Source organism: Pseudomonadota bacterium, from assembly GCA_013285465.1.
Classification (GTDB): Bacteria; Pseudomonadota; Alphaproteobacteria; order Micavibrionales; family CSBR16-224; genus CSBR16-224.
Genome location: CP053449.1, coordinates 399707 through 412393 on the forward strand (window position 1 = coordinate 399707; position 12687 = coordinate 412393).

14 protein-coding genes are annotated in these 12687 nt (G+C 50.7%); 10 read left to right on the plus strand and 4 right to left on the minus strand.

Going from position 1 to position 12687, the window contains the following annotated elements; translation table 11 throughout:
• Window positions 1-21 precede the first annotated feature (21 nt).
• Together HND56_01995 and HND56_02000 are read right to left on the minus strand one after the other, a co-directional pair.
• On the minus strand, window positions 22-594 hold the full coding sequence (locus HND56_01995) for a pilus assembly protein (GenBank protein ID QKK04533.1): 573 nt from the start codon (window positions 592-594) through the stop codon (window positions 22-24).
• Entirely contained in the window at window positions 581-1111 is a 531-nt protein-coding gene (locus HND56_02000; protein ID QKK04534.1) for a pilus assembly protein, read from the minus strand. The genes HND56_01995 and HND56_02000 overlap by 14 nt, the downstream gene beginning before the upstream one ends.
• A 310-nt stretch (window positions 1112-1421) precedes the next feature.
• Between HND56_02000 and crcB the strand changes: the two genes are divergently transcribed.
• Genes crcB through HND56_02020 form a run of 4 tightly spaced genes read left to right on the plus strand, consistent with a single transcriptional unit; the run spans window position 1422 to window position 5087 of the window.
• Complete coding sequence (gene crcB / locus HND56_02005) at window positions 1422-1817, plus strand: fluoride efflux transporter CrcB (protein QKK04535.1); 396 nt, start codon at window positions 1422-1424, stop codon at window positions 1815-1817.
• Between the two features lie 30 nt (window positions 1818-1847).
• Window positions 1848-2864, plus strand: coding sequence for an RluA family pseudouridine synthase (locus tag HND56_02010; protein ID QKK04536.1), 1017 nt, complete (start codon window positions 1848-1850; stop codon window positions 2862-2864).
• Window positions 2865-2871: 7 nt separating this feature from the next.
• Window positions 2872-4404, plus strand: a complete 1533-nt coding sequence (locus tag HND56_02015; GenBank protein QKK04537.1) for a hypothetical protein — start codon at window positions 2872-2874, stop codon at window positions 4402-4404.
• Window positions 4401-5087, plus strand: a complete 687-nt coding sequence (locus HND56_02020) for a hypothetical protein (protein ID QKK04538.1) — start codon at window positions 4401-4403, stop codon at window positions 5085-5087. Before HND56_02015 ends, HND56_02020 begins: the two co-directional genes overlap by 4 nt.
• On the opposite strand, the gene HND56_02025 is transcribed toward HND56_02020, so the two are convergent.
• Window positions 5084-5638, minus strand: coding sequence for a response regulator (locus HND56_02025; protein QKK04539.1), 555 nt, complete (start codon window positions 5636-5638; stop codon window positions 5084-5086). The genes HND56_02020 and HND56_02025 overlap by 4 nt on opposite strands.
• Before the next feature lie 277 nt (window positions 5639-5915).
• Here HND56_02025 and HND56_02030 point away from each other — a divergent pair, with 277 nt between their 5' ends.
• Entirely contained in the window at window positions 5916-6458 is a 543-nt protein-coding gene (locus HND56_02030; GenBank protein QKK04540.1) for a hypothetical protein, read from the plus strand.
• Window positions 6459-6550: 92 nt separating this feature from the next.
• On the plus strand, window positions 6551-8353 hold the full coding sequence (locus HND56_02035; GenBank protein ID QKK04541.1) for an acyl-CoA dehydrogenase: 1803 nt from the start codon (window positions 6551-6553) through the stop codon (window positions 8351-8353).
• An 8-nt stretch (window positions 8354-8361) separates the two neighbouring features.
• Here HND56_02035 and HND56_02040 read toward each other — a convergent pair whose 3' ends face one another.
• Entirely contained in the window at window positions 8362-9090 is a 729-nt protein-coding gene (locus tag HND56_02040) for a hypothetical protein (GenBank protein ID QKK04542.1), read from the minus strand.
• Window positions 9091-9333: 243 nt separating this feature from the next.
• On the opposite strand from HND56_02040, the gene sucC reads away from it, so the two are divergent.
• The 4 genes from sucC (at window position 9334) to HND56_02060 (ending at window position 12687) form a co-directional block, all read left to right on the plus strand.
• Window positions 9334-10506, plus strand: a complete 1173-nt coding sequence (gene sucC / locus HND56_02045) for an ADP-forming succinate--CoA ligase subunit beta (protein ID QKK04543.1) — start codon at window positions 9334-9336, stop codon at window positions 10504-10506.
• Window positions 10506-11381, plus strand: a complete 876-nt coding sequence (sucD, locus tag HND56_02050) for a succinate--CoA ligase subunit alpha (protein QKK04544.1) — start codon at window positions 10506-10508, stop codon at window positions 11379-11381. The genes sucC and sucD overlap by 1 nt, the downstream gene beginning before the upstream one ends.
• 14 nt (window positions 11382-11395) lie before the next feature.
• On the plus strand, window positions 11396-11929 hold the full coding sequence (locus tag HND56_02055) for a L,D-transpeptidase family protein (protein QKK04545.1): 534 nt from the start codon (window positions 11396-11398) through the stop codon (window positions 11927-11929).
• A gap of 278 nt (window positions 11930-12207) precedes the next feature.
• Complete coding sequence (locus HND56_02060) at window positions 12208-12687, plus strand: hypothetical protein (protein QKK04546.1); 480 nt, start codon at window positions 12208-12210, stop codon at window positions 12685-12687.

Sequence of the window (12687 nt, forward strand, 5' to 3'; positions counted from 1 at the left end):
TCATCTCCCGGGAGGACGGTTCTACTCTCTTTGTACAAAGGAAGAGACGCGTCCGCGTACAAAAGCCGTTTCCTGCATATTAATAGGATCAACAATGACATTGGAAAAACGCGGCTGATAGGTATAAACAACCGTCACCGCGACAATGCCTTCATTCTCTTTTCCCAGACCTTCGGAAAGCGTTTCAATATTCGCGACCGGGTCCATGTCGAATGTATCACGCCACTGGATTGTCGGGGTGGCATCTTCACCGACAAAGCGGATGCCGACAACATCAATACCAAAACTGTCAATTGCGTAAGGCTCCATGCTTAAATGTGCTGCTTCAATAAATTCGTCCAGCATATCGTCCGATAAGGTTTTTTCGCGGGCAATCAGGTCGGAGGCAATATGCGCAGCGGAAATCAGTTTCTTGTTTACCAGCAAGCCCTGTCCGGCATCGAAGGAGCCCATCAACATTGTCATCAAAAGCGGAAACAGCATTGCGGTTTCAATCACGATGTTACCGCGGTCGTCTTTTGCCCAGCGGCGGCATAATCGCCCCACACGCTGTTTTATGAGCGTTGCCGCTATTTTTGCGCTATTCAAAAGCATAGGGTTCGTTCCTCAATACAACTGTGGCCATATGGGTGTACACATTTTCAACAGGGCCGCTATCCAGAATATGACCGATCAAGGGCGTCATGAAATTGTAACGATAGGCAAGGCGCACCAGTACCGTACTTTCAACACCGCCGGGGGCAAAGCCTTGACTGACCAGATTGCCGTCTTCGTCAAATTGCGGTTCGTAATCGGCGACGCTGTAAAAGCTGTCTTCCGGAATTTCAATGACTTCATAACTGACACCGTCGCAATCAACAATAACGCTGATCGTACTGCACAACCGCTCTTGAAAAACGGTCAGCGGGTCACCTGATTTTTGTGCTTCTCCCGTGCGGATCACACGGGCGGCATCATGTGCCGCACCTTCAAGCGCCATACCTGTTGCAAAAAACAGGCAGAATTCCAGAATGCCGATAATGGTGATAAAAAACGGCGCGGCAACCAGTGCAAATTCAATTGCAACGGCACCGTCTTCGTTTTTTGTCCATAATTTCGGCAATTTTATCATAGGTTTTGCTCTTCCTTGTTTTTATGCGCCGCATTCATAACATAGCATGCGAATCACATTCCCTCTATATGCAGTCGACAATGCATATCCTCCATTGTAAGCCCAACACAGCAAACAAATCATTAAATTTCATTAGGATACAGATATAAACTGTAACGAATTTTATCTAGTTTTTTTCTATTTTTCCTTTCTCTCGGTTTTTGTAAGCTGTATCTCTCCTGTTTTAGGGCGTTTGTTTTTGTTTCATCCTGTGCGAAGATGCTCTTATAGTGGTTTGTCGTACCGGACAATCAAAAAGAAGGTTTTTGAAATGTTTAGCACCCTTTCGGTTTCAGCAATTCTGTCCGTCTCATGCGGCGGTGCGATCGGTGCTGCGTTGCGGTATATTTGCGCGGTGATGATGAATCGCGAGATTTTTCCGTTCGGTACGGTGGCAGTGAATATCGCCGGCTCTTTTGTGATGGGGGCATTTGCCGCGTGGCTTTTATCGCGTCCGGAAAACACCGTCCAGGCTGAAAATATACGTCTGTTTCTTGCTGTCGGTCTACTGGGCGGTTTTACAACCTTTTCGGCCTTCTCTCTTGAAACCATGAAAATGTTTCAGACTGGGTTTTCAGCGCTGGGGGTTTCTTATGTGGCATTATCGGTTTTTGGCTCACTTGCGGCGGTTTTCCTGGGCTATGCCGTGATGCGTGGTGCCGGATGATTGCAGATCAATAAAAAGAAAGAAAAAAATATGTCGGATCAAGGTGTGCAGACACGGGTTGTGGAAGAAAAAGATGACGGTATGCGTCTGGATCGCTGGTTCTTACAGCATTTTCCCAATCTGAAATTCGGACATTTGCAAAAACTGTTGCGCGGCGGACAAATCCGCGTGGATGGCGGGCGGGTCAAAAGCGGTTCGCGGCTTGAAACAGGGCAGACCGTGCGTATCCCGCCTTTGGATGCGCTGGCCGCCAACCCCGTAAAGAAGAATGTCAAAACAACAGACTATAAACTGGATGAAGAAGATCGCGCCTTGCTGGCCTCATTCGTGCTGTATGAAGATGATGATGTGCTGGCCGTCAATAAACCTGCGGGGCTGGCCTCACAGGGGGGCAGCCGTCAGAAACGCCATCTGGACGGTATTCTGGCGGCTGATGCGCGGGAAAAAGGAATTGACCGGCCGCATCTGGTCCACCGTCTTGATCTGGAAACATCGGGCGTTTGTCTGGTTGCAAAAAATGCGGCTGTTGCCCGCAAACTGGGTGATGCGTTTCGCGGGCATAAGCTGCAGAAATATTACTGGGCTGTTTGTCTGGGTGTGCCGGAGGAAACAGAAGGCGAGATTGTCGCCCCGATCGCCAAGAAAAGCATACGCGGCGGTGACGCAATGGAAGTTGATCCGGAATTCGGCAAATCCTCGCGGACTGTCTATGCGGTAGCGGATCGTCTGGGAAACAGCGCGGCATGGGTGGTGTTTTCGCCTCTGACGGGACGGACGCATCAGATCCGTGTGCATGCGGCTTATATGGGTTGCCCGCTGATTGGTGATACAAAATATGCCTCGCTGGAGGAAGAAGAGCGCTTTCAGGATGTGATGCAGGAGGAAGACCCGCCGCTGCATCTGCATGCACGCCGCCTGATTGTGCCGAAAAGTGTTTTGGGGAAGCGGGCGCTTGATATTACGGCACCTTTGCCGGATCATATGCGCCGGACATGTAAAAAATTCGGATTTACCGAAGATGCCACCATGGAAGAGGCGCTGTTATAGGGGCTATATGGGACAGTTTTTACGTTATATGAGTGTTATTTTACTGCGTCTGGTCATTGTGCTGGTTGTACTGACCGGCCTTTCTTATGTCGGATTACTGCTGTATCTGAATTTCAATGACTGGCCCGAACTGATTGCCAGTAAAAGCCAGAGGGAATGGGGGCGTAAGGTTATGATCGCCGGGCCTATTTACACGGGATTTAATCCGAACAGCCCGCGCCTGATTTTCAGCGATATCACAATCGGACCGGGCAAGGAAGACAAGATCACGGTTCACGCGGAAAGCGGCGTTATGATGCTGCATGATATTTATACGATTTTCCGCCGTCACGACCAGATCAAAAAAGTCGTCGTCACATTGGAACTGAACGGGGTTTCGGTGAATGAAAAACCTGTCGGCACATCAAAGCTGAATATCGTTTATGAACAGGAAAAATGGCGGGTTGATCCGTTTGAAATCGGTATCGGCAAGGGCGGTATTACCGGTACGGCGCAGATAGAAAAAGACCGTTTTGATATGAAGGCGGTTGCCGCTGATGTGGATTTCGGCTCTTTTCTGGATGAAGAAGAGGCTGTGCTGAACGCCGAAATGACGGTGACGAGCGGCCTGACGGAAGAGGGCACGACGCTGATGTCCGTCAAACCGTTGGAGATACGCTATGCGGGCGGCGGTTTTTCCGGTGCGGTAACGGCGGATGAACAGCAGATGAAGATGACGGGAACATTATCGGATATTGATTATCTGAAACTGGCGGAGAAATCCGAACAGTTGCGGGACGTGCTCTCGCCCGAAGTAAGAGAGGCGCTTTCCGGAAAGTTGAGCGGGGATATTCTATGGCAGCATGCGCAGGAAGGAGAGGAACAGGCACATCTGCAAATTGCGCCCTTACGGATTAAGGCGGCTGCAGGCAGTTTTTCCGGGTCATGTTCTTATAATGAGGAAGTGCTGCATTTGAAGGGAGAGCTGCAGGATGTTGATTACGGGCGGTTTTTCGAAGAGGTTGACGGAAAGCTGGATGCTGATCTGGATCTGTCCGCCGCTTATGCCGCGCCGGGAGCTTTGACGGGAAAAGTCGTGATCCGTGCGGGAGAGGGCAGTATTCAGGGAAATGTGATTGATCTGTGGTCAGGGGATCTGGTGACGGCATTGCAAAATACGACAATCGGAAAAAATACGCCATTTTCCTGTGCGGTCGGGGTCTTTACGGTTGCGGACGGTATTGCCACCGGGCCGATGGTGCTGGATACGGAGAAGACCGTCATTCACGGGCGCGGCAGTATCAATCTGATTGCGCAAAGCTATGATTTGACTTTTTATCCGCAGCCCAAACAGAAACAGGAAGGGGCGATGAACCTAGCCGCACCTTTGCGTATCACAGGCCCATGGGAATCCCCTGAAATCGCACCGGAAACAACAGGTATGATTATGAAGCTGGGCGGCATGCTGACAGGCAGCAATCTTGGCGAAATGCCTGTGGCGCCGGCAGGGAAAGATTTCTGTGCGGCGTTACTGGAAGGTGAGAAGGCGGCAGGGCAATGAAACGTTTTTATAAATCCGTCACGCTGGAAAAAGAACCCGGCGGATATGGTGTTTTTCTGGACGGAAGGCCGGTCAAAACGCCGCTGCGTAAAATATTGCTGTTGCCGTATGAAGGCCTTGCTGCAAAAGTCGCCGCAGAATGGGATGCGCAAAAAGAGACAATCAATATCCATGATATGCGGATCACGCAACTGTCCTATACTTATGCCGATAAGGCGGAAGACGAAAAAGACGGTATTATTGCCGAGCTACTGCCATATATCGAGACGGAGCTGATTTGCTATCCTGTACCGCATCCTGCGGATTTGCAAAAAAAACAGCAAAAACTATGGCAGCCGCTTATGCAGGAATTTACAGCGAAAACAGGCATCACGCTAAAAACCGTGACAGAGATCACGGGTGCGGCAAATGGCGCGGATGAAATGGCGGCATTTGAAGCCGTGCTGCGGAAAGAGGATGGTATCACCCTGACAGCCGTGCAGGCGGCGGTGCCGCTATTGGGATCGGCGGTTCTGGGTTATGCGCTGGCAAAGAAATGGATCACGCCGGCGGCGGCGCATGAGGCGGCACTGGTTGAAGAACTCTATCAGGCTGAAAATTGGGGCGATGATGAAGAAGCCGCAAAAAAACGTGCGGAACTGCTTGTAAATCTTGAAGCGGTTGACGCTTTTACGGCAGTTTAGTTTTGTTGTTGTTGCCGCTGTTGCGCGGCGGAGGTCGTCGGGCTCATCACCATACGGCGGTCATAGCCTTCAAACGGCTTTTCTTTAAGACGTCTGTCAGGACCGACATAGCCAAGATTGCCTTCCTCATCCGTGAAATGCACAAAGGGGCGCGGTTTTTCAATCAGCCGTTCAATCCGCGATGCCAGATCTTTGGCGGAAAAAGGTTTCACCAGATAATCGGAAACGCCGTTATCGCGCGACAGGAAGACGCGCCGTTCATGGCCGGATCCTGCCGTCATCAAAATGGGCACAAAAGGATTGGGAGAGCGCGGATTGGTACGGATTTCCCGCACCAGCTGAATGCCCTGATCGGGAACGCCCATCCAGTCAATAATCAGCAGATCATGGTTTCCGCGGACAAATTTCTCGAACCCTTCCTGTTTGGAATAGGCCGGAAAAACATTGATCTCCGGCACGCCCAGAAGACGTAGAACACCTTGGAAAAGTTGAAATAAAGGGGTTGAACTTTCGACAACAAGAACTTTAACTGTATCTAATTCATATGCCATGATCGGCGAAATACTCCGTAATGTTGCAAACCGAATATAAACTTAAAAATATGTTAGATTTTTATTATAGCATGAGTTTTTACATAAGGAAATATTTTTCTCATTTAACGCATTTTTCTTGATTTAAATCAATTGAATAGTTGCACTTGCAGTCTATAGAATATGGTTTACAATGGTAAGATAAAAGTGATTTACAAAACTGAGTCGCAAGCGGCTGTGCGGTGACGTTGCTATATCACTGCACATATATTTATGAAAGATTTAAGGTGTCGTCACGATGGCGGGTATTTCCAACCAAACAAAATTGCGCCGTGCGGAAAAAATCGTTCCGCCCAATGTGCTGAAAAAGAAAGTCGGTCATGGCGGCTTTGATAAAAAGAAAATCGAAAAAGCGCAAGATCTGATCGAACATAACGATATTGACTTTACGCCGATTGCGCAGGAACTGCTGGATGAGCTGCAAACAATCATAACCGAGATTGAGACCGGCAAAGTGGAGGGGGAAAGAGCGATTGAAAAATTGTTCTTCCCGGCAATGCAGCTGCGGGCACAGGGCGGCATGTTCCAATATCCGCTGGTATCAAAAATCTGTGATGTGCTGATCAATTTCATGGAAACGGTTGAAAAACCCGATAGTGATGCGATGGAAATTGTTATGGCTCATCATAGAACGCTGACCGCTATTCTGGCCAAGGATATGAAGGGTAAAAATTTTGCAGGCGGTGCAGGCGGTGATCTGTGCAAGGCCTTATCCGATGCCTGTGCGCGATACCACAAAAAACATGTGGCATCGCAGAAAAACGAAACGTCTTTAAAATAGAGCAGTGTGTGTGTTGAAACCGCGCGGGATTGTCCCGCAGGCGGCTTTGTGATATATCTCGTCTTTATTTTTAAAGGAAGTGAGGCCACGCCATGACAGCGAATTCTCCCCGCACACCGCAAAATTATCCCCCCGAAACACGCGGCAGTAATTTTTTCGACAATGACCGTAATCTGCAGGATATTCTGGAGCGCATTGCGCCTGATCTTTTGAAAGACCATAAGAAGAGGCTCTCTGATTTTGGCGAATGGGTCGGCGACAGGCTGGATAAGCAGGCCGAATACAGTGACCGCCATGCACCGCCAAAGCTCGAGACTTATAATAAAAAAGGCGAACGCACAGGCCGTGTGATTTTTAACCCGCTTTACGAACAGGAACATCAGGAAGCCTATAAAAAAGGCGCGGTCGGTCTTGCTTTCGGAGATGACCCGTCGCCGCATCTTTTGTCCTTCACGATGGGATATATGCTTTCGGAAGCCGATATTTCCGTGCATTGCCCCGTCACAATGACAGGCGCAGTTGCATATGTGCTGGAACATTTCGCCCCTGACGCGGTGCGCGAAAAATATCTTCCGGAACTGACCCGTATGGACGGTTTCACAAAAACCGGCGGAACATGGGCGACGGAGCTGCATGGTGGCTCCGATGTCGGCGCGACAACAACACGGGCTGGCAAAACCGATAAAGACGGCAAAGTGAAACTGAACGGGCTGAAATGGTTTACCAGTAATGCGACATCGGGTCTGGCGCTGGCGACCGCACGCCCCGAAGATGCGCCGGAAGGCAGTAAAGGTCTGGGGCTGTATCTTATCCCCAGCCATCTGGAGGATGGCTCGGAAAACAGCTATCATATCCGCCGCCTGAAAGACAAGCTGGGCACAAAAGGTCTGGCAACCGGAGAAATTGATCTGGTGGATACAGAGGCGATTGAAATCGTCCCGCCGCCGCACGGACTGAAAATTATGATGGAAGCCTTGGAATACAGCCGCATCCATAATGCCGTCGGTGCTGCCGGTGCACATCGCCGCGCCTTTCTGGAGCAGATCAGCTGGGCGGAACACCGCGAAGCTTTCGGAAAAACCATTGATAATTATCCGATGGTGCAGGAACAGCTTTTGAATACGCTGACAACATTGGAGGCCGGAACGGCGCTGGCTTTCGAGGCCGCCCGCAGTTTTGATGATGCGCTGGAAGATGATGCAAACCGTTCATGGCTGCGTATTTCTACGGCGCTGGCAAAATACAAAACCGCAGAATATGCCATTCAGGCGGGCAAGAACGCCATCGAAATGGTCGGCGGTAACGGCTATACCGAGGAATTCCCGACAGCACGGCTGTTCCGCGATACGATGGTTCTGCCGGTATGGGAAGGCCCCGCCAATATTCAGGCGCTGGAACTACTGCGCATGGTTGCCGGACGGGAAAACGGGGACGAGGTCTTTTTGAATAAAATCACCGCCATTGCCGATGCCATGCCCGATGTGATGAAATATGAGCAAGAGGCGCTGAAATCCGCACAGAAAAAATGCAAAAATGCGCTGACCTATTTGCGGAAGAACCCGCAGGATGGCGAGGTTTTCGGGCGTAATTTGCTGGATCTGATGTCTGACACATTGTCGGCGGCACTGCTGTGTGAGGAAGCCGCACACGGCCTGTATCACGGCAACGCCCGCAAAGCCGTTGTGGCGCGGCGCTTTATTGACCGCTTTATGGAGGGGGCGAAAATTCCCGAAATCGGTAAAGATAAGAAAGATCCGGCGCTGAAGCATTTTAAGGATCTGGTCGGTTACGGCCATATTGATCCGGCGGCATCAGGCTATGCCCCCGCCAATGATGATGCGCAGCCTGCACCGGCCGCTGCGAAGCGCCGCCGCAAAACGCAGCGCAAACCTTAAGGCCGATATTAATGTTTTGGAGTCGGCGGGCTGAAAGGTGTTTTTGAACGGCCTTTTTCCCAGTTGCGGAAGCCTTCGCTCTCTGCGCCTTTGCGCAGGCGTTTGTCAAATCCGAAAATGTTCAACAGCAGGCCGAATACCAAGCCGAGATAAATAGAGTTTTCGTTCAGATCGGCGCTTTCTTCCGCCATCAGGCTTTGCAACTTATCCAGATCACCGTTGCTTTTTGCGCGGCATTCGCGCAAAACGGCATAGGCATCGGTTTCATTTTGCATGCCGGCTTCGAAGCCCTGATAGCCGATCACTTCCGGGTCGATAATATCGTCTTCCAGATCATCCATGTAGTCCAATACGTCTTCTTCAGACAGATTACCGTCGAAATGAACCTCTTTGATAAATTTCTGTGTGCCTGCATGGAAGCTTTTCTGCAAGGTATTATGTTTTGCCAGCATGTTTTGATATGTGTCGCTGTCATTCTGATTGGCAAAAGACAGTTCTTTATTGGCGGCGTCCAGCGTCTGTTTCTGCTCTTCCAGCGTTTGGAAGGCGGCATCGAAATATGCGGCAGAGTCTTCGTAATTTTCGCCGCGGTCATCATCGGGGACCGGCAGCATCAAAGGGTAGGTCAGAACCATGGCCGGAAGGGCCAGTGACAGTGTGGCGGCAAGGGAGCCGGCTTTTGATCTGAAGACTTTCCCGACGGCGCCCCTTACGGGATGGTTGTTTGATCCGGACATAATTTTTCTCTCGCAATCGCAATTGTTATTTTATCAAAGTGTTACAATATATTTATTATGGCAAATAGTCAAGGGGTGGAGGATTTTTGTACAACAATACAGTCACTTAAGCCGGTATTGTTTTGCATGAAAACTACGGCGATTTGCGGCATGAAAAATTTGCGGTAGATTTTGCGCGGTGCTATGCTTAACGCCTGATTCTTGCGGTGTGTTATCAATAGAAATAAAGGAACGGAAAATCATATGAATATCCATGAATATCAGGCCAAGGAACTGCTGCGCGCGCGCGGAATTACCGTGCCGGCCGGCGGCGTTGCCTATACGGCGGAAGAGGCGGTTAAGGTCGCTGAAAAACTGGACAGCGATGTCTATGTCGTCAAAGCGCAAATTCATGCGGGCGGGCGCGGCAAAGGCGGCGGCGTCAAAGTCGTGAAGACGCTGGATGATGTCCGCACCGAAGCCGATAAAATGATCGGGATGCAGCTGGTGACGCATCAGACCGGGCCCGAGGGCAAGGAAGTGATGCGCGTTTATATCGAGGAAGGCTGCAATATCGACCGTGAACTGTATCTGGGTCTGCTGGTGGACCGTGCAACCGCACGCATTACCATCATGGCTTCGACCGAAGGCGGCATGGATATTGAGGAAGTGGCGGAAAAAACACCCGAGAAAATCCTGAAAATCGCTGTTGACCCGGCAACGGGTATCCAGCCTTTTCATGGCCGCAAGCTGGCTTTTGGTCTGGGTTTGCAAGGGGAGCAGGTCAAACAGGCACAGAAACTGGTTGGTGCGCTTTATAATGCTTTTGTGGAACTGGATGCCTCCATTCTGGAGATTAACCCGCTGGTTGTCACAAAAGAAAATGATGTCATTCCGCTGGACTGTAAGCTGAATTTTGATGATAACGCGCTGTTCCGCCATAAAGATATCGAAGAGCTGCGTGACGAGTCGGAAGAAGACCCGGCAGAACGCAAGGCGAAAGATCTTGAGCTCAGCTATGTCAAGCTGGCCGGAAATATCGGCTGTCTTGTTAATGGTGCCGGTCTGGCAATGGCGACGATGGATATCATCAAGCTCTATGGCGGCGAACCGGCCAATTTTCTGGATGTCGGCGGCGGCGCGGATAAAGAACGCGTCACCGAAGCCTTTAAACTGATTTTATCCGATCCGAATGTTGAAGGTATTCTGGTGAATATCTTCGGCGGCATTATGCGTTGTGACATTATTGCCGACGGGATTGTTGCCGCAACGCGCGAAATGGGGCTGACAATGCCGCTGGTCGTGCGTCTGGAAGGCACGAATGTGGATAAAGGAAAAGAAATTCTGCGTAAATCGGGGCTGAATATCATCACAGCCGATAACCTTGCCGATGCGGCGCAAAAGGTCGTTCACGCGGTCAGAGAGGATGCAGCTTAATGTCAGTACTTGTCGATAAAAATACAAAAGTGATTTGTCAGGGCTTTACCGGAGCGCAAGGCACCTTCCACTCCGAACAGGCGATCGCCTACGGAACGCAAATGGTTGGCGGTGTGACGCCGGGCAAAGGCGGGCAACAGCATCTGGGTCTACCGGTTTTTGACACGGTGGAAGAAGCCGTGAAAGCAACCGGTGCCTCGGTCAGTGTTATTTATGTGCCGCCGCCCTTCGCAGCCGATGCGATTTTGGAGGCTGTCGATGCGGAAATCGCATTGGCCGTCTGCATTACCGAGGGTATTCCGGTTACGGATATGGTGCGGGTCAAACGCGCGCTGGAAGGTTCGGCAACACGGCTGATCGGGCCGAACTGCCCCGGTATTATCACACCGGGCGAATGTAAAATCGGTATTATGCCGGGCCATATCCACAAACGCGGACGTATCGGGATTGTCTCCCGCTCCGGTACGCTGACCTATGAGGCGGTTGCCCAGACAACGGCAAACGGCCTTGGCCAGACGACTTGTATCGGTATCGGCGGCGATCCTGTTAACGGCACCAATTTTATTGATGCGCTGGAACTGTTTCTGGAAGACCCGGAAACGGAAGGCATTTTGATGATCGGTGAAATCGGCGGCACGGCGGAAGAAGAAGCCGCGGAATTCCTGTCGCAGCAATCGCGCAAGAAGCCTGTGGCCGGATTTATTGCCGGTACGACGGCGCCTCCCGGTAAACGTATGGGACATGCGGGTGCAATTATTGCAGGCGGTAAGGGCGATGCGGCTTCGAAGATGGAGGCGCTGAAAGCCGCCGGTATCGTTGTTTCCGACAGCCCTGCCGGTTTGGGTGAAGCAATGCAAAAGGCAATGGCTGCTTAAGAGAAAGGCGGAAGATGGGTGATAATCTGATTTTGGTTACGCCCGATTCCGCTGATCCGACACGCGGTATTCTGCAATTTCACGGACAAAGTTATGACTGTGTTCTCGGGCGCGGCGGCGTTATTGCCGCTGCGGCAAAGCGCGAGGGTGACGGCGCGACTCCGTTGGGTACATGGGCGCTGCGCTGTGTTTATTACCGCGCGGATAAAGTGAAAAAGCCCGAGACCTCTCTGCCTGTGCACGTCATCGCAGAAACGGATGGATGGTGCGATGACCCCGTCGACCCTGCCTATAATCAATTGGTGACGCTGCCTTGCGACTCATCATATGAGGAGATGTGGCGCAAGGATGATGTCTACGATATCGTCGTGCCGCTGGGCTATAATGATTCCCCGCCCGTTCCTGATAGGGGAAGTGCGATCTTTCTGCATCTGATGCGGCCCGAAAAAACGCCGACGGCGGGCTGTGTGGCGCTGACGCTGCCCGATCTTTATGCGGTGTTGTCACACTGTGATTCCGCAACGGCGATATATGTAGCCGAAAAGTAAATATCTGATAATGTTTATGTAAAATATATTCATAAGAGCCGGCAGGTTTTTATCAGAATAGCGTATTTATTTTTCCTTTTAATTCAGATATTTAAAATATATGTTTTTGTTCTGTGAAAAATTATCCTCTCTTTCCTTCTCTGTAAACTATTCGTTAACCTTATTACCATAAAGTACTATTAGAAAGCTTGATAAGAACCGACGTTTGAAACCCCTGATATGAAGGTCATCGGAAACAAACGCGGTAAATAGAAGACAACGTGGAAGAGAGGTCTAAAATGGCAGAAGCAGAAGCAGCAGTACAAGAGAAAACCAGCCTCGGTGCGACATTTGGCGCCGTTGACAAAAAAGGGCGGACACAAGATTTCGGTCTCGGGAAAGAGATTGCGAGCGAACGCTCCTCTTTGCGCAACGCTTATCAGGCCGAAGCACAGGCCAAGATGGTGATTGAACCTGTTCTGCAAGCCGATGGCAAGGTAAAACACACGAATACGACAATCTCGCTGCTGGACGGGCAGGGACGCGAAAAAATCGTCACTTATGCCGCCGCCCGCAACCGCGCGATGAAAGTCTTGAATGATGCCGATGCGAAACCCGGCGAAAAGGGCGATGCGCTGATTGTTATGGGTATCGTTGATCTGGATCAGCGCAATGAAATGGGCTATACCGGCGACAAATTGATGGCCGGGCTGCAACAATCCCGCGCAAGGCAGAAATTTACATCAGGAGGTGGCCGGCGCCCTGGCCAGACAAGATAG